The organism is Acinetobacter sp. SA01 (genome assembly GCF_011319235.1).
Classification (GTDB): domain Bacteria; phylum Pseudomonadota; class Gammaproteobacteria; order Pseudomonadales; family Moraxellaceae; genus Acinetobacter.
The window spans coordinates 124,280-141,491 of the sequence record NZ_WXXM01000004.1 but is presented as its reverse complement, the minus strand read 5'-3'; the positions used below and the strand labels follow the sequence as shown (position 1 = coordinate 141,491).

Sequence of the window (17,212 nt, the reverse complement as noted above, 5' to 3'; positions counted from 1 at the left end):
AAGAATATGAATATTTTAAATAGTAATGAAGCTTTTGCAGCAATGATGGCTGGTCGGAATATCATGTGTCGCGCTATTGGTGAATTGATCGAATTTGATGATATCGATCAGTTCCCTGCCAACATCTTTGCTAAACCAGGCTATGAGTTTTGCATCAAAGTTGAAACTATGGAGTTGGCTGGTATTACCTTCACCAAGCCACTTACTCTGGATGATGTTCGTGAAGGGCAAGATGTTTATACAATCAACACTTACGGCCCATCTATTTAAGCGAGGTAGCATGATGGATATTCAAGAAAAACAAGCTCAATGGGCTTTAGAAAAACCGTTATTTGAAGCTGAGTTTATTCACTCTCACCTTCTGCCGTTTTTCAATTTCAATGAAAACACTGGTGATTACGAAATCAAAAGTGAATTTGTCGACGATGAAGACAAAGAGCTCGCTTTTGAAGTTTTGAATACTGGTTGGGTTATGTGGTTGCGTGCGAAGCGAGCCAAAGCCAAAGCGGTGCCGGAAGGGTTTGGTTTATTTGATGGTGACACACTTACTTATTCAAATGGGTACTCAATAAATTGTAGTTTTGACGATGAATTTGATTGTCATGTTTTTGATGTGTCTAAAGACGGTTGTTATATAAAAACCGGAATGACTCAATTGGAGCAAGCACATTGCCTTGTATTGTCAATGATTAAGCTTGATTCCAAAGATTCCACGCTCGAAGCACAGGAGCCAGCCAATGACTAGATCTTCACAAGAAATTGTTGATCAGACTCATGCGCTTGCTGAGGACTTTTATAAGGAAATGGGCTATGTGCATGAGCGTGATAAGCACGGAAATTTGTACGATTCTACACACCCAACAGAAAGACTAATGTGGAAGCTCGCATGCATGGCTCAAATCGAACTAACTGATACCGATCCAGATGACGCCCTTACAGATTTAGAGGAGCCAGACAATGACTGACGAAGAAATGGTTGAAGTCGCAAAGGACCTAACCGAAGCATTGGCACCTTATGTCATCAGTGGTACTGGTGCAAAGATGGAACTTAATTCTGAAAGTATCAATGTTATCTATCACAGCCTTGTTGGTTTCACTAGTCGTAATGAACAGCAAAATGTAGATATGAAATTGCCGTTTAGTGTGGTATTGAGCTTGGGAGAGGTGTCATGAACTTAATTGAACAGTTAGGCGGGTATGAGAAGGCTAGAAAGCATTACGATGATATGAGAGAAGCTATAAACCAAGTTTATTATAGTCATTCTTCTGAATATGAGTCACAGCAACTAAAAAAAGCATTACTTGAATACCGCCGCCAGCACAATATTTATGAAGCTGGTGATTTGGTGGTTATGACTGATATAGATGACTACGACACAATCTTTAAAGTAATTGGTAAACCAATGCGTTTATATCACTTACAAGGAAATGATGACTTATTTTATGGCCGCTTAGATTTTCAGATTCGTCATGCCACGGATGCAGAAATCGAAGCGTGTAAAAGATTGGAGGTAGATTGATGGGAGCTATTGAAATTGTAACGATTCCTTTGGCTGATTTACGTGAATTGATTCGTCAAGAGACGTCAAATGCAATTACACAAGCATTACAATGTCAAAATGATGAGCTATTAAACGTGACACAGCTTTGTGAGCGTATCCCAGGTTTAACGCGACATTTATTTAAGAAGCTTGAAACAAAAGCTAAACTCAAAAACATTCGGGGGAAATACTCTCTTAGGGCAGTTAAAGACGCGATGCAATCTCACTAGCAGTGGGATTGTAATAAGTCATGGCACGTTTAGGGTTGCTCCACCCAAACATCTTGCATAAGTCAAGAAGTGGTAATTTGAGAGCAATCCTAGTGGCTGCTGTATGGCGAGAATCATGGAATGTGAAGCCATATAACTCAGCACTAATGCGAGCTTTCATAAACTCAGTGCTGGCAGCAAGTGGCGATAAATTAAAAACAGAGCCTGATTTTTTCTTTTGACGGCCTGATAATATATCTACTGCTTTTTGGCTTAATGGCACTTCACGTGGCCTGCCATTTTTTGTAATTAGTAGTTTTACATATCGCTTTTCTAAATACACTCGATCCCAAGTCATCCCACAGATTTCAGCCTGACGCATTCCTGTTTCAATGGCCAATAAGAAGATGTCTTTAAGATCCGGTGAAAGGTATTCACATAACTTATCAATTTCATCTTGAGATATGACACGTTCACGGTGATCTGAATCTTTTGGCATTTGCACATCACGTACCGGATTTCGCCTAAGCCATAACTTGGTCTCAACACACCAGGTAAAAAAGCCAGCCAGCAAAACAAAATCTCTGCGTGCTGTACCTGACGAAACATTCTCCAAACGCCACTCACGCCAGTTCACTAAAAACTCTTTATCTACATTTATTAATGGAATGTCGCAACGCATGTGTTTTAATATATAGTTAATACGGCTAATTTCCCTGTCGGCACCCCTTTTCTTTATAGAGATAGTGTCGCGGTATTCTTCCATTGCATCTTTTAAGATGACATGATCGAATATCAATTGTTTTTCATTTTTGAGTTCAACTTCGGTTTCTTGGGCCCACTTCTTTGCATCACGTAAAGTATCAAAGGTTTTAGACTTTGGTTTGTGTGGCTTGATTCGTACTGTTGCAGTAATGCGACCGTTACGTTTTTGAAAGGTTGCCATGGGCTTGTTGCACTCTTGTTGCACTAAATTTTTAAAACGGTTTAAATTTATTATCAAACCAGTTAGAAATCCAGTGAAAAACCAAGAGCTTTGTAATATGTTTTATTTAAGCTGTAATGCTTTTAAAGTATTATCGCCCACTCGTGGGTCTTTTTTTTTCTTCTGCGATTTTTTGTACTTTAGATTTATTTTGAGAATTGAGTTTTATGCAAATTTACTTGGCGAGAAATAATCAACAAGCTGGTCCATACACCTTAGAGCAGTTGAACCAAATGCTCGCTAGCCAACAAGTGCTGCTAACAGATTTGGCCTGGCATCAAGGTATGACCGAATGGAAGGCTTTAGGTGAATTAACCCAAGGTAAACTTGTATATACACCTGAAGGCTATATCTCACCTGCGGCTTTTCCAGAACCTAGCCCTGTACAGAATTCAGCTATTCGTAAAGTTCAGGTGGAAAAAAAAGCAACTGCCCGACAGGAGTTGGCTGCAATTCCAACCCGTATTTTGGCAAAAATCATTGACTTGCTACTCTGGCTACCTGCAGCCGCAATTCCGTCATTTTTCCTAAAACCGGAGCAATTTAACCAGTTATCCGAGATTCAGCAAAAAATGCAATCGGCCGAGACTTCCACTCAAGCCATGCAATTGCAACAGGAATTATTTACCCTTATACCTTCTGAAGCCTGGCAGACCATGTTTATTTACCTCATTATTATGCTAGGTATACAGGCATTTATGTTGGCAAAATCCGGGCAAAGCATCGGTAAAAAACTGACCAAAATTAAAATTGTAGATGCCGACAATGGTGAAAAAGTCAGCCTGATGCGTGCTTTCACTTTACGTAGCTTTATTTTTATCGTTTTAAATTTGCTATTTATGCCATTTATTACAATTATTGATCATGTTTTTGCACTGGGCGAAAAGCGCCAGACCTTACATGATAAGTTAGCAAAAACCAAAGTGGTTAAACAATAAGCATATAATTAGACAGGGATTGTTTTTATATCCCTGTTTTTCCGCAGAATATTGATATTAAAATAAAAATCATATAATTAAAGCTTAATTCCGAGTAAAAAAATCAGTTTTTATAACAGATATTTAAAGCCACTTTACATATAGCTTAGTTTGTCGATATCAGGCATAATGCCCTACAACGTAGCGGTGCCTCATGATTGGGAAGGCTTTACTATGCTTAGGTTTTCTAAGTGAAAAATAAACATTTCCAATCATGCGACACTTTAATCGCTATCCCATATTAAATTAGGGAATGGGACTCTTCACCGAGGTTGTAAAATGAGACAAACAATTTTAGCTGTATTGTCTTTATCTGCGATGGCTGCACTCTTGACTGGGTGTGGTGGTGATTTAGTACTTCTGAACTCCAAAGGTCCAGTTGCTGAAGGTCAATCAAACCTCATGTTGACTGCGATTTACTTAATGCTATTGGTGGTTATTCCATCAGCGATTATGGCATTATGGTTCGGATGGAAATATCGCGCGTCGAATAAAGATGCAGACTATAAACCGACATGGGCACACTCTACTGCAATTGAAATTGTAGTCTGGGGTGTTCCTGTTATTATTATTGGTATTTTAGCTTGGTTAACTTGGTGGGGTTCCCACAAGTATGACCCATACCGTCCGCTAGAATCAGATAAAGCACCTTTAAATGTTCAGGTTATTGCTGAACAGTTTAAATGGATTTTTATCTATCCAGAACAAAACATTGCGACTGTTAACGAAATTCGTTTCCCAGAAAAAACTCCGGTTAGCCTGCGTTTAACTTCTAACTTCACAATGAACTCGTTCTTCATCCCTGCATTGTCTGGTCAGATTTATGCTATGGCGGGTATGCAAACTCACCTGAACTTCTTGGCAAATGAAACCAGTCCTGCTGAAGGCTTCCGCGGTTTCTCTTCTAACTATTCAGGTTATGGTTTCTCGCAAATGCGTTTCCGTGCACACTCTGTGACTGATGCTCAGTTTGCTGAATGGGTTGCTGCAGTTAAAGCGGGTAATGGTAATACCATTAATCCTCAAGCTGTTCAAAAAACAGTTTTAGATCAAGCTGAATTTGCAACCTTACGTGACGGTAACCGCTCTAAGCACCAAATCGAAGCAATCGTTGCGAAAGCGCAAACTCCTGAAGAGAAGGCTGCTGCTGAAGCGTTGAAGCCTTATCCGACTAAGCCACACCCAGTGACTTATTATTCTTCAGTAGAACCTAAACTGTTCGAATCTGTGATTAACAAATACATGAGTAATTACCACGGTGCTGATCACTCAGCCGCTGCTGGTCATGAAGCTGCTGCTTCTGAAGCTCATGCAAATGTTGAACATGCGACTGCTTCTGTAGAGGAATAAGACATGAGCTTCTTAGGTAAGTTAGGTCCGGATGCAATCCCTCACGATCCAATCGTGCTGGTGACAGTTGCCATGATGGTCCTAGGCGGTCTTGCACTGTTTGCAGGTATCACCTATTTCAAAAAATGGGGCTATTTGTGGAACGAATGGTTCACATCTGTAGACCATAAAAAAATTGGTATCATGTATATCATCGTGTCGATTGTCATGCTGCTGCGTGGTTTTGCCGATGCGATCATGATGCGTCTTCAACAGTTCCTTGCAAAAGGTGGTGGTGAAGGTTACTTGCACCCAGAACATTACGATCAGATCTTTACTGCGCATGGCGTAATCATGATCTTCTTCGTAGCGATGGGTCTTGTGGTTGGTTTGATGAACATTTCTGTACCACTTCAAATTGGTGCACGTGATGTTGCCTTCCCGCTATTAAACTCTTTAAGCTTCTGGCTATTCGCTGGCGCTGCCGGTCTGGTAATGGCTTCTCTTGCTTTAGGTGAATTCGCTGCAACAGGTTGGATGGCTTATCCTCCTCTATCAGGTATCGAATATTCTCCTGGCGTAGGTGTAGACTACTACATTTGGGCACTGCAGATTTCAGGCTTGGGTACACTTTTAACTGGTGTTAACTTCTTCGTTACCATCATTAAAATGCGCGCGCCTGGCATGACCCTTATGGATATGCCTATTTTTACCTGGACATCTTTAGTTACTGTTGTACTTATCATTGCGACATTCCCAGTATTAACTGCGACTATTGCAATGTTGTCACTTGACCGTTACTTTGACTTCCACTTCTTTACAAATGACTTGGGTGGTAGCCCAATGTTATATGTAAACTTGATCTGGACTTGGGGTCACCCGGAAGTATATATCTTGGTATTACCAGCTTTTGGTATTTACTCAGAAGTTACTGCCGTGTTCTGCCGTAAAGCATTGTTCGGTTACAAATCAATGGTGTACGCAACTATAGCAATCGGTGTGTTATCACTTATTGTTTGGGTTCACCACTTCTTTACTATGGGTGCAGGTGCCAACGTTAACGCGTTCTTTGGTATCATGACCATGATTATTGCGATCCCGACTGGTGTAAAAATCTTCTCTTGGTTATTCACCATGTACAAGGGCCGCATTACCTATACAACACCAATGCTTTGGACACTTGGCTTCCTTGTGACTTTCGGTATCGGTGGTTTAACAGGCGTATTAATGGCAGTTCCACCAGCGGACTTCCTGGTACACAACTCTTTATTCCTGATCGCTCACTTCCATAACGTAATTATTGGTGGTGTAGTGTTTGCGATGTTCGCAGGTATCATCTTCTACTGGCCAAAAATGTTTGGCTGGCAGTTAAATGAAGCTTGGGGTAAAGCAGCATTCTGGTTCTGGTTCATCGGTTTCTATTTTGCGTTCATGCCACTTTATATCCTTGGTTTCATGGGTATGACTCGTCGTTTGAATACATTTGACAACCCTGAATGGGATCCATATGTAAACATTGCTTTGGTTGGTGCAGTTCTTATTGCACTGGGTATTGCATGTTTCGTTATGCAAATCGTGGTGGGTTTCTTGCAACGCGAGAAAAACATGGACGTTACTGGCGACATTTGGGATGGCCGTACGCTTGAATGGTCTACTTCTTCTCCAGCCCCGTTCTATAACTTTGCCTATCTTCCAAAGATCAACGGTATTGATACTTTCTGGACTGACAAAGAAAACGGTATTGCATACACTAAACCAACCAAGTATGAAGACATTCATATGCCAACCAACCGTGCGGCTGGTTTTGTTATCGCGATGTTCATTACTGTTATGGGCTTTGCTTTAATCTGGCACATCTGGTGGTTAGTAGCGATTACATTCGTTTCTGCGATCATTAGCTTCATCGTGTCTTCTTTCACCAAGAAAGTGGATTACTATGTTCCAGCTGCTGAAGTTGAACGCATCGAAAACGAACGTTATGCACAACTTGAAAAACACTTGAAGAAGGACTAAGACTATGGCTGAAGTACTTCATCACGATAACCACGGACACGATGAACATCATCATCATGATGATACTGACATCACGGTCTTTGGTTTCTGGTCTTACTTGATGAGTGACTTGATCCTATTCGGTACACTCTTCATCGCGTTTGCTGTATTAAGCAGTCACGTTCCAGTTGGTACTCCAAGTGCACGAGATCTTTTTGGTGAATCTCTCAGTTTTGTATTAACTGAAACTTTCGCCCTCTTGATTTCGTCTGTAACGTTCGGCTTTGCTGTTCTTGCTGCCTACAAGAAAGACGTATCTAAAGTTTTGACTTGGCTTGCAATTACTTGGGTATTTGGTGCTTCGTTCATCGGCATGGAATTATATGAGTTCAATCATTTAGTTCATGCAGGTCATGGCCCTAGCACAAGTGCATTCTTATCTTCGTTCTTTACGCTAGTAGGTACACACGGTATTCACGTAACTTCCGGCTTGGTATGGATGATCGTGTTAATGGTTCAAATCAAGAAATATGGTTTGACTCTTCCAAACACGCGTCGTCTTGCATGCTTAAGCTTGTTCTGGCACTTCCTTGACATCGTTTGGATCTGTGTATTCAGCGTAGTTTATTTGATGGGAGTTCTCTAATGAGTCACGATCACAATTCAGCTGGTGCAGCACACGGTAACGTTAAACAATATACAGTTGGCTTTATCCTATCTATCATCCTAACCATCATTCCTTTCGGAATGGTGATGGCTGGTGGTTTTGGCCGCGGTATCTTGATTACCGTGATTGCAATTACTGCAGTTGCTCAGATTCTTGTACAGTTAATTTATTTCCTGCACATGAACTCTTCTTCAGAGCAACGCTGGAACGTTATTGCATTCGTTTATACGATTCTGACCATTGCCATCCTTTTGGTTGGTTCTGTATGGATCATGAACTACCTTCACTACAACATGATGATCTAAACTGGTTGTCATGCTGAAAAAGTATTTATTCCTGACTAAACCAGGAATTCTCTTTGGTAACTTCGTTACCACTTTGGGTGGCTACTTTGTAGCTGCCCAAGGTTCTGTAGATTTCCTTCTTCTTCTCATTACCCTTCTCGGTACCACTCTAGTTGTAGCATCAGGTTGTGTAGTCAATAACATCATTGACCAAGACATCGACCAAAAGATGCAACGTACGCAAAATCGTGCGATGGTTAAAAAATCAGTTTCCGTTCCTGTTGCTTTGGTTTATTCCCTGGTACTTGGATTCGCTGGTTTTAGCATTTTGTGGTTTTGGGTCAATCAGTACGCTTTTTTATTTGCTGTTATTGGTTTTGTTGTATATGTTGGTTTTTACAGCTTATGGACAAAACGGACAACAATCCATCAAACCATTGTCGGCAGTATTTCTGGTGCGGCTCCACCTGTAATTGGTTATACCGCTGTTGCAAATCAGTTTGACATGGGTGCTTTACTTATTTTTCTTGGGTATGCACTTTGGCAAATGCCTCATTCCTGGGGAATTGCAGTTTACCGCTTTGAAGATTACAAAAATGCAGGGATTCCAATTTTACCTGTAGCGCGTTCAATTCATCGTACCAAGATCGAGTCTCTTATTTACGTTGTATTGTTCTGTATCACCATGAATGGATTATTTGTTTATGGTTATACAAATTGGATTTATGTGGTTGTACTGAACCTTTTGTGTCTGTACTGGGTGTATTTGAGTATTCAGGGCTTTAAAGCTGAAAATGATCAGTTATGGGCAAAGCAATATTTTATGTTCTCTGTCAAATTAATCACGGTCATCAGCCTGTTGTTTAGTTTCACTTCAACAGCCCCACAATTACCCATCATATTTTTTTAAAAGATAGAGTCCTGCTCTATCTTTTAATTAGATATGTCATACACTTTACCCCCTTCTCGTTATACTTTGCTTGCCCTTCTTATTTTCATTCACACACTTTTAGTAAGTAAATTCCTTTTATTCTTCATTTCATGTTCAGCAAGATTTAGCGCAGTACTATTTTCAGTATTTTTGCTTTTTGCTCTTCCCAAACCTTGTATTTAACATGCAAAGGCTCTAAAATTCACGCTTCGCAATTTATGCGACACAACTTTGGTTGTGACTCCTTGCCTCTGCTTGTATTTGCAGAGGCTGTATAAACCGTAAGGAGCTGACAATGCGTCACTACGAAATCGTACTTTTGGTACATCCAGACCAAAGCGATCAAGTTGTGGGTATGGTAGAACGTTACCTAACTCACATCAAAGAAGCTGAAGGTCAAATTCACCGTTTAGAAGATTGGGGCCGTCGTCAATTGGCTTACCCAATTAACAAAATTCACAAAGCTCACTACATTTTAATGAACGTTGAATGTGGTCAAGCTACGCTTAATGAATTAGAAGAATTGTTCCGTTATAACGATGCAATCCTTCGTAATGTTATTATTCGTCGTGAACACGCTATCACTGAAGAGTCTTTACTTGCTAAGAGTGCTGAAGAAAAACGTGCGCGTAAAGCTCAACGTGAAGAAGCACAACAAGCTCAAGACTCTGCTGAAGCATAAGGAGAACATTACATGGCACGTTTTTACCGTCGTCGCAAGTTCTGCCGCTTTACAGCTGAGAACGTTACGTACATCGACTACAAAGATATCGATACTTTGAAACAGTACATCACTGAAAACGGCAAGATTGTTCCTAGCCGCATTACAGGTACTAAAGCTCGTTACCAACGTCAATTGGCGCTTGCTATCAAACAAGCTCGCTACTTAGCGTTGATCCCTTACACTGACAATCATAAGTGAGGTTGAGCTGTGGATATTATCTTATTACAACGCATTAAAAACCTTGGTAAATTAGGCGATAAAGTATCAGTTAAAGCTGGTTACGGCCGTAACTTCCTTATCCCTCAAGGTAAAGCAGTTGCAGCGACTGAAGCTAACACTGCTGCTTTTGAAGCTCGTCGTGCTGAACTTGAGAAAGCTGAAGCTGACGTTTTAGCTGCTGCTCAAGCACGTGCTGACCAATTGAACGAAGTTAACATCGTAATCACTGCTAAAGCTGGTGACGAAGGTAAACTATTCGGTTCTATCGGTACTCGTGACATCGCTGACGCTTTAACTAATGCAGGTCTTGAAGTTGACCGTGCAGAAGTTCGTTTACCAAACGGTGCGCTTCGTCACACTGGTGAATTCAACATCGCAATCCAATTGCATCATGATGTTATTGCTGAAGTTCTCGTTACTATCGTATCTGAGTAATTTATTGCAAGAAAAAGAGCATGCTTTTGCATGCTCTTTTTTTATCTCTAAAAATAGTCAAAATAGTTGAATTAACCCTTATATAGACCTTGTTCACTTCATTTATTTTGAATGTTTTTAGATACTTAAATAAATGAAATTTTCGATTCGCATTTTTTTTAAGAGCGCGTATCATCTGTTTATACGAAGATAATACCTTTTTTATTCTTCGGCATTTTTTTCAAATTACTCATTTATTGCATTTAAAATTAGGGTTTTATATGTCACAGGCGAATGCCAGCGCTATGCTTAACTCAGTTAAAGTAGATAATAAAGCAAATGAGTCAGGCCAACTTAAAGAGTTTCGTACTCCTCCGCATAACTTGGCAATTGAACAAGCCGTTCTTGCCGCGCTGATGACGGTCGCCGAATCTTTTGAGCAAGTCGGTGATGTATTAAGTGAAAATGATTTCTATGCCACACGTCATAAATATATTTTCCGTGCCATTGAAAAATTAGCCCAGGAAAACTCGCCTTATGATGCCGTATTGGTCAATGACTGGCTGATCAAACAGAACCTGCTTGAAGCTGTGGGTGGCGAAGAATATTTAATGCAGTTAATGGCAGATTCTCCTTCCAGCTTTTATAACCTGGAAACTTATGCCAATAAAATTAAAGAATTTTCAACCTTACGCAGCATGATTAAAGTCAGCTCTGAAATTTTACAGAATGCTTATGACACCAAAGGTCGTAGCGTGAGTGAAATTCTGGATTTAGCTGAAACCAACATCTTCTCGATTGCTGAACAGCATAATAACAATGCCAAGGCCCAAGGCCCAAAACCAATTAATGCGGTAGTCGCCGATGTTTTTGACAAGTTGAATGAACTTTCCCAAATGGAAGGCAACATTACCGGTTTAACATCAGGTTTCGTGGAACTGGATAATAAAACTTCAGGTATGCAGGCTGGTGATTTGATTATTGTGGCTGCACGTCCATCTATGGGTAAAACCACTTTCGCCATGAACCTGGTGGAAAGTGTGCTGTTTAACTGTGACTTGCCTGCCCTGGTTTTCTCTATGGAGATGCCCGCAGATTCAATTGCCATGCGTCTGATTTCTGCTTACGGTAAAGTCCATCAGGGTCATCTGCGTGCCGGTAAACTGGATGGCGATGAATGGTCTAAAGTCACCGGTACCATTTTACAACTACAGGAAAAACATCTGTACATCGATGATTCTTCTGCCCTGCCTCCGACGGAATTACGTGCCCGTGCCCGTCGTATTGCCAAACAGCATGGCGGAAAAATTGGCTGCATCATGGTCGATTATCTTCAGCTCATGAAAGTACCTGGTATGGGTGACAACCGTGTCGGCGAGATTTCAGAAATTTCCCGCAGCTTAAAAGCTTTGGCTAAAGAGATGAACTGTCCTGTCATTGCACTTTCTCAGCTGAACCGCTCACTGGAAAACCGCCCAAATAAACGTCCTGTGATGTCCGACTTACGTGAATCTGGTGCGATTGAGCAGGATGCCGACTTGATCATGTTCATTTACCGTGACGAAGTGTATAACAAGGAATCCAAAGAAGCCGGTACTGCCGAGATTATTATCGGCAAGCAGCGTAACGGACCGATCGGTACGGTTCGTCTTGCTTTTGAAGGTCAATACACGCGCTTTAGCAATCTCTCACCTGAGTTCTACGCTCAATATAATGATGAAGAATAACAGATAAAAAACGAGGTGCTGACCTCGTTTTTTTAAATTTATTTTTCTTGTACCATTGCTTTAATTCATCACTGCTACGTATTACATAAATTTTTTCTGTTTAATATTTGGTGAAAAATACACTTTAACTTAGTGTTTATTTTCAGTCATAGGACTACAATATCCCTCTCCATTTTGCTTAAGTTCCTCATTTTAAAGACTGAGGAATAGCATATCTATAATATTCTTATGTAGAGCTTATAAGCGATTTGATATAACAAATTGCTGTAATTTTTTATTGTAATCCCAAGGAGTGACGAGGGTGCGCCAAGCAACAGTTTATATTGATAGAGAAGCCCTTCAATATAATTTAAACCGTGTCAAACAACTTGCACCGACTGCTCAAATTGTCAGTATGGTCAAAGCCAATGCTTATGGACATGGAGTCAAAGACTGTTTAGCAGCCTTGGGGGAAACGGATGCTTTTGGTGTCGCCTGCCTAGAAGAAGCTTTAGAAATTCGTGAACTTGGCTATAAGCAACCAATTACTCTCATTGAAGGCATTTTTTCTGAAGATGAAATGCAGGTGGTGATAGAGAACAATATTGAATGTGTAATCCATCACCATCAGCAACTTGATTGGTTACGAGCACATAAAAATGCTTATATGGGCAAAAATTTAAAAGTTTGGGTCAAGCTGAATAGCGGTATGAACCGTCTTGGTTTTAAAGTACCTGAGATTATTGAAGTAATTAATTCGCTTAAAGCTGAGGGTTTTACTTGTGTACTGGCCATGCACTTTGCCAATGCCGATGCCAACCATCCTTTAAATGAACAACAAAAAAATCAGTTCCTACAAGTGAAACAAGCTTGTGCGCCCGTGATGGGCTCTTGCTGTAATTCCGCTGCCATTTATAAATGGCCTGAACTGCATTTTGATTTTGTCCGTCCAGGAATCATGCTTTATGGTGCATCGCCATTTGCAGATCAATCCGTCCATGATTTAGGCCTTAAACCGGTCATGACTTTTACGGCTGAAATTATTGCCCTAAACCACATTCAGGCAGGTGAACATGTCGGTTATGGCTCCACCTTTACTGCTGACAAAGACATGGACCTCGCTATCGTTTCAATTGGTTATGGAGATGGCTACCCTCGTGCCTTCCCTAAACAGAACTATGTATCTATTAACGGTCAAGCGACCCGTGTGATTGGTCGCGTTGCCATGGACATGATTGCCATTGATGTGACCGGTATGGATGCTCCGCTTGGAACTGAAGTTGAACTCTGGGGTAAAAACCGTCTGGTTGATGATGTTGCCGAAGCCAATGGCACCATTGGTTATGAGCTACTCTGTCGTTTAAGTGCACGTCCTATAAGAAAATAATATTTTAAATCCCAATAAAAAACCCAAGCTTGTACTTGGGTTTTTTTTACAATCTCATAACTGCTTATTATTCTAGATAATCATCAGTCGGGATTGGCAATTCCTGTAAGCCACGGCGCAAAGTATCTGACCACTGTTTACTGAGTTTCCAGAAATAGGGATCTTCTTCATAAATTCGTTTGCCATTCGGAATATGTAAAGAATCTTTTCTATACACGACCGTATCAAGTGGCATCCCTACAGAAACATTGGAACGCAAGGTAGAATCAAAAGAGATTAAACAACAACGTACGGCTTCATCTAAGGGCATTTCATAAATTAAAGCCCGGTCGAGTATGGGCTTGCCATATTTACTTTCACCAATCTGAAAATACGGAGTATCTTCTGTGGCACAAATAAAATTGCCTTGCGGGTAAATATTATACAGTTGCATTTCTGACCCTTGAATCTGCCCGCCCAGCAAAATGCTGCAATAATAATTACTTTGTTCATGCGTGTGAGCATCTTCAACCACATCGGCAATCACTTTTTTCAAGGTGTGCCCCACCAGTTCCGCCATCTCAAACATAGTATTTACACTATATAAGTTCGGTTCCTGTTTAAGTTCCAGATGGTTGTTTAAGTGGCCAATCACTGCTTGAGTTGTGGCTAAATTCCCTGATGTCTGGATGGTTAAAAACCGTTCTCCTTCCACACCAAAGATATAGAGCTTGCGAAATACCGAGATGTGATCAACTCCGGCATTGGTACGGGTATCACTTACAAAAACCAGGCCGTCTTTTAACCGTAGCGCACAACAATAAGTCATTAGAAACTCCTTATGACTTTAAAATTTTCAGCAAGCGAGCACTTGAACAATAGAGCTCATGGATTCAATACCTCCACGCTCTCGTATACCTCGCACTGGCGCAACATCCCAGTAATCCCGACCTATGGCGACATATATATGTGCATTAGGCGTAAATAACTGGTTGCTGGTATCAAAACAATACCACGTATTTTCAAAAAAAACCTCTGCCCAAGCATGACTAGCAAGATGAGAGGTATAGGGTACAAATAAATAACCTGATACATAACGTGCCGGCAAGCCTAAATATTTACACATGGCAATAAAGACATGGCTGTGATCCTGACATACACCCTGTCGGCATTGAAAAGCCTCGATTGCAGAGGTATGAACCGAAGTTTGCTCAGGTGTATAGGGAATATAATTCAAGATGGCTTCAGACAGCACAATCAAGTTAGCCCGATTAATGCGAGGAACATAGCAATCTGCAAAACTTTTCATGTCGGCATTGCACAGCGTACTTGTGGTAGGCTGCAAAAATAATTGCGGATTGATGTGTGTATCAATTCCAAATTGCGTCGCAGGATTAATCTCGACAATGCCCTGTGCCATGATGGTCATCTGGCTGTAAGGCTGGCGCTGCGAACTGGTAATCCAGATATTATTAAAGGCATCGTTTTTTATTTCTTTTTGTCCGGGCACGCTGACATCCCAGCAATGTATCTGCTGATGGCCATTGCTGGTCGGTGTCATTTTAATATACTGAATACTGTTACAAGCCTGATCACTATATTGATAATGCGTTTGGTGATTGATCATCAACTTCATACATCCACCTCAAACAGCTGTTGAATATGATCACTAAAGTGATAGAAATTCATACTATCCGGGTTTAATTTAAGCTGCTGCCAGGCAGCATCCAGCTTATCCCAGCCAATCTGAGCCAGCAGATCAACAATTTTATCAATATTGTCTAAAGTTGTGTTTTGGTCCTGTTTTAGACGAATTTGTCTGTCCAATTGCTCAATATTCTGCCCCAAACTAAAAAACAGAAACACATCTGCCGATTCAGCCTCTATTACATCATGACAATCCGCTGCCACGTCACATATATAGCTCGCATTTGCATGAGCATTTTTAATTAGCTGATTCAGCTCTGCATAAGTCTTGGCTGAAAGTATGCCACGCAAGTCCTGTATATTGTCTTTGGCATATTGAAATTGTTGATGAAAAGACGATGGCTGTTCAGCATCCAGCAATAATGCATTGAGTGAACTCGCATCAAAAGCCGGCAAGCAAAAAGCATGGGCATATTGCAACGCCTCCTGATCTTCCACAAACGGGAACTGGATACAGGCATATTGAATCCGGGTTAAATAACGACCTAACCAAAAAATGTGCTGAGCATTACTATTTAATAAAATCATGATTTCCTTCCCATGGTTAAAGATCTATGAATGCAGATTATCGACAACCCAGGTGTCTTTAATGCCACCACCTTGTGAAGAATTCACCACTAGCGACCCTGCCTGCATGGCTACCCGTGTCAAGCCACCCGGTACAATCTCGGTTCGATATGGTGAGCTAAGGACGAATGGTCGCAAATCGATATGACGCTCTGCCACGCCAAAATCGGTTAAAGTCGGGCAAACTGATAAATCCAGTGTCGGCTGAGCAATATACAAATGCGGTGCCGCACTAATTTTGTCTCTAAAAGATTCAATCTGGCTGTTTGAGGCATGTGGGCCAATCAACATGCCATAACCACCTGAACCCTGTGCTTCTTTCACCACAAGTTGTTCCAGATTGGCTAAGACGTATTCCAGATCTTCACTTTCCCGACACAGATAAGTCGGTACATTTTTTAAGATGGCCTGCTCGCCAAGATAAAAATGGATCATTTTATCCACGTATGGATAGATCGATTTATCATCGGCCACTCCGGTACCCGGCGCGTTGGCAATCACCACATTGTGATTTAAATATGCTGACATTAAGCCAGGCACACCCAGGGTGCTATCCGGCAAAAAACATAAAGGATCGAGATATGCATCATCGACTCGCCGATAAATTACATCAACCCGCTGTCTGCCACGAATCGTTTTGACATAAACCTTATCGTTCTCTACAAAAAGGTCACGTGATGTCACTAAAGGCACATCCATTTCCCTTGCCAGGAAGGAATGTTCATAATATGCGCTGTTATAACGACCCGGAGTCAAGACCACAATAAAAGGCTTATCTACATAGGCATTTTCAACAAGGATCTCTTTGAGTAACTGAGGATATTGTTCAATACCCAAAACGTTATTTTGCTGGAACAGCTGTGGCATTATTTTTTGGCTAATTTTCCGGCTTTCCAGCATATAAGACACACCGGATGGCGTTCTTAAATTATCTTCCAGTACATAAAATTCACCATGACGGTCACGGATAATATCGATCCCACTGATTTGACTGTAAATTTTTCCTTTCAGGTCATGTGCATACATATGTGGCTGGTAGGCTTCATGAGCCAACACCTGCAACTCAGGCACAATATTAGCTTTTAAAATGTCCTGTTGATGATAAATATCGTGTAAAAATAAATTCAGCGCGCGCACTCTTTGTGCACAGCCAAGTGACACCTTGTTCCATTGTTTTTTCTCAATGACACGTGGAATCAGATCATAGGGAATGGTCCGTTCAATTCCTTCCGATTCCCCATAGACGGTAAAAGTAATACCATCATATAAAAAATGCTCCTTGGCGGTCTGGTTAAGCGACTTTAACTCTTCCAAGGTATGCTGTGATAACCAATGTTCTATCTTTTGGCAGGTTTCCCCGGACATGGCTCGATCATCAACCAGCTCATTAAAAAAATGTGATTTGAACTGTTGAAATAATGCATTTACCTTATTTTGTGGCTTTACTTGATTTACCGTAGTCACGCTACTATTAGTCCCGATATCACTGTGAGCAAAATTTTCTAATAAAGAAATTGAATTTGTATCTTGATTCTCTTTAAGCATACAAACCTCGTCATTGTTTTCTATTGTAATTAGACTCTAGCAAAAAACA

21 protein-coding genes and 1 pseudogene are annotated in these 17,212 nt (G+C 40.9%); 17 read left to right on the top strand and 5 right to left on the bottom strand.

Features of this window, described 5'->3' with window-relative positions; genetic code table 11:
• Positions 1-6: 6 nt before the first annotated feature.
• The 6 genes and pseudogenes from GTU69_RS06050 to GTU69_RS06025 all read left to right on the top strand — a co-directional run.
• A pseudogene (locus GTU69_RS06050) lies at positions 7-267 on the top strand (hypothetical protein); the annotation flags it as partial.
• 16 nt (positions 268-283) lie between these two features.
• Positions 284-745, top strand: a complete 462-nt coding sequence (locus tag GTU69_RS17130) for a hypothetical protein (protein ID WP_240921595.1) — start codon at positions 284-286, stop codon at positions 743-745.
• Positions 738-965 (top strand): hypothetical protein, encoded by a 228-nt coding sequence (locus GTU69_RS06040; RefSeq protein ID WP_166168985.1) that lies wholly within the window; start codon positions 738-740, stop codon positions 963-965. Before GTU69_RS17130 ends, GTU69_RS06040 begins: the two co-directional genes overlap by 8 nt.
• Positions 958-1,173: a hypothetical protein gene (locus GTU69_RS06035; RefSeq protein WP_166168983.1), complete on the top strand. Its 216-nt coding sequence runs from the start codon at positions 958-960 to the stop codon at positions 1,171-1,173. Before GTU69_RS06040 ends, GTU69_RS06035 begins: the two co-directional genes overlap by 8 nt.
• A complete protein-coding gene (locus GTU69_RS06030; RefSeq protein ID WP_166168981.1) occupies positions 1,170-1,520 on the top strand; it encodes a hypothetical protein in 351 nt (116 codons plus the stop codon). Before GTU69_RS06035 ends, GTU69_RS06030 begins: the two co-directional genes overlap by 4 nt.
• Positions 1,520-1,771, top strand: coding sequence for a hypothetical protein (locus GTU69_RS06025; RefSeq protein ID WP_166168979.1), 252 nt, complete (start codon positions 1,520-1,522; stop codon positions 1,769-1,771). Before GTU69_RS06030 ends, GTU69_RS06025 begins: the two co-directional genes overlap by 1 nt.
• Here the strand turns inward: GTU69_RS06025 and GTU69_RS06020 are convergent.
• Positions 1,746-2,696 carry a site-specific integrase gene (locus tag GTU69_RS06020; RefSeq protein WP_166168977.1) on the bottom strand — a complete coding sequence of 317 codons (951 nt, stop codon included), beginning with the start codon at positions 2,694-2,696 and terminating at the stop codon, positions 1,746-1,748. The genes GTU69_RS06025 and GTU69_RS06020 overlap by 26 nt on opposite strands.
• A gap of 206 nt (positions 2,697-2,902) precedes the next feature.
• Here GTU69_RS06020 and GTU69_RS06015 point away from each other — a divergent pair, with 206 nt between their 5' ends.
• The 11 genes from GTU69_RS06015 (at position 2,903) to alr (ending at position 13,365) form a co-directional block, all read left to right on the top strand.
• Positions 2,903-3,673, top strand: a complete 771-nt coding sequence (locus tag GTU69_RS06015) for an RDD family protein (protein ID WP_166168975.1) — start codon at positions 2,903-2,905, stop codon at positions 3,671-3,673.
• A 318-nt stretch (positions 3,674-3,991) separates the two neighbouring features.
• Entirely contained in the window at positions 3,992-5,062 is a 1,071-nt protein-coding gene (gene cyoA / locus GTU69_RS06010) for a ubiquinol oxidase subunit II (protein WP_086197272.1), read from the top strand.
• A gap of 3 nt (positions 5,063-5,065) precedes the next feature.
• A complete protein-coding gene (gene cyoB, locus GTU69_RS06005) occupies positions 5,066-7,054 on the top strand; it encodes a cytochrome o ubiquinol oxidase subunit I (protein ID WP_166168973.1) in 1,989 nt (662 codons plus the stop codon).
• 4 nt (positions 7,055-7,058) lie between these two features.
• The gene (cyoC, locus tag GTU69_RS06000; protein ID WP_086197270.1) at positions 7,059-7,679 is read left to right on the top strand and encodes a cytochrome o ubiquinol oxidase subunit III; all 621 of its coding nucleotides are present in this window, start codon (positions 7,059-7,061) and stop codon (positions 7,677-7,679) included.
• Positions 7,679-8,005 (top strand): cytochrome o ubiquinol oxidase subunit IV, encoded by a 327-nt coding sequence (locus GTU69_RS05995; protein ID WP_086197269.1) that lies wholly within the window; start codon positions 7,679-7,681, stop codon positions 8,003-8,005. Before cyoC ends, GTU69_RS05995 begins: the two co-directional genes overlap by 1 nt.
• 10 nt (positions 8,006-8,015) lie before the next feature.
• Entirely contained in the window at positions 8,016-8,894 is an 879-nt protein-coding gene (gene cyoE / locus GTU69_RS05990; RefSeq protein ID WP_166168971.1) for a heme o synthase, read from the top strand.
• Positions 8,895-9,210: 316 nt separating this feature from the next.
• Positions 9,211-9,597 carry a 30S ribosomal protein S6 gene (gene rpsF, locus GTU69_RS05985; protein WP_086197267.1) on the top strand — a complete coding sequence of 129 codons (387 nt, stop codon included), beginning with the start codon at positions 9,211-9,213 and terminating at the stop codon, positions 9,595-9,597.
• Between the two features lie 12 nt (positions 9,598-9,609).
• Positions 9,610-9,837 carry a 30S ribosomal protein S18 gene (gene rpsR / locus GTU69_RS05980; RefSeq protein WP_004719336.1) on the top strand — a complete coding sequence of 76 codons (228 nt, stop codon included), beginning with the start codon at positions 9,610-9,612 and terminating at the stop codon, positions 9,835-9,837.
• Positions 9,838-9,846: 9 nt separating this feature from the next.
• Positions 9,847-10,293 (top strand): 50S ribosomal protein L9, encoded by a 447-nt coding sequence (gene rplI / locus GTU69_RS05975; RefSeq protein WP_086197266.1) that lies wholly within the window; start codon positions 9,847-9,849, stop codon positions 10,291-10,293.
• A gap of 260 nt (positions 10,294-10,553) precedes the next feature.
• Positions 10,554-11,999 carry a replicative DNA helicase gene (gene dnaB / locus GTU69_RS05970; protein WP_166168969.1) on the top strand — a complete coding sequence of 482 codons (1,446 nt, stop codon included), beginning with the start codon at positions 10,554-10,556 and terminating at the stop codon, positions 11,997-11,999.
• A gap of 301 nt (positions 12,000-12,300) precedes the next feature.
• A complete protein-coding gene (gene alr, locus GTU69_RS05965) occupies positions 12,301-13,365 on the top strand; it encodes an alanine racemase (RefSeq protein WP_166168967.1) in 1,065 nt (354 codons plus the stop codon).
• 67 nt (positions 13,366-13,432) lie between these two features.
• Here the strand turns inward: alr and GTU69_RS05960 are convergent, their stop codons facing one another.
• From GTU69_RS05960 to GTU69_RS05945, 4 genes are read right to left on the bottom strand one after another with little or no spacing between them, the layout of a single operon-like run.
• The gene (locus GTU69_RS05960) at positions 13,433-14,173 is read right to left on the bottom strand and encodes a proteasome-type protease (protein ID WP_086197263.1); all 741 of its coding nucleotides are present in this window, start codon (positions 14,171-14,173) and stop codon (positions 13,433-13,435) included.
• A 27-nt stretch (positions 14,174-14,200) separates the two neighbouring features.
• Positions 14,201-14,980 (bottom strand): transglutaminase family protein, encoded by a 780-nt coding sequence (locus tag GTU69_RS05955; protein WP_166168965.1) that lies wholly within the window; start codon positions 14,978-14,980, stop codon positions 14,201-14,203.
• Positions 14,977-15,579: an alpha-E domain-containing protein gene (locus tag GTU69_RS05950; RefSeq protein ID WP_166168963.1), complete on the bottom strand. Its 603-nt coding sequence runs from the start codon at positions 15,577-15,579 to the stop codon at positions 14,977-14,979. The genes GTU69_RS05955 and GTU69_RS05950 overlap by 4 nt, the downstream gene beginning before the upstream one ends.
• Positions 15,580-15,603: 24 nt before the next feature.
• Positions 15,604-17,163: a circularly permuted type 2 ATP-grasp protein gene (locus GTU69_RS05945; RefSeq protein ID WP_166168961.1), complete on the bottom strand. Its 1,560-nt coding sequence runs from the start codon at positions 17,161-17,163 to the stop codon at positions 15,604-15,606.
• Between the last annotated feature and the right edge of the window lie 49 nt (positions 17,164-17,212).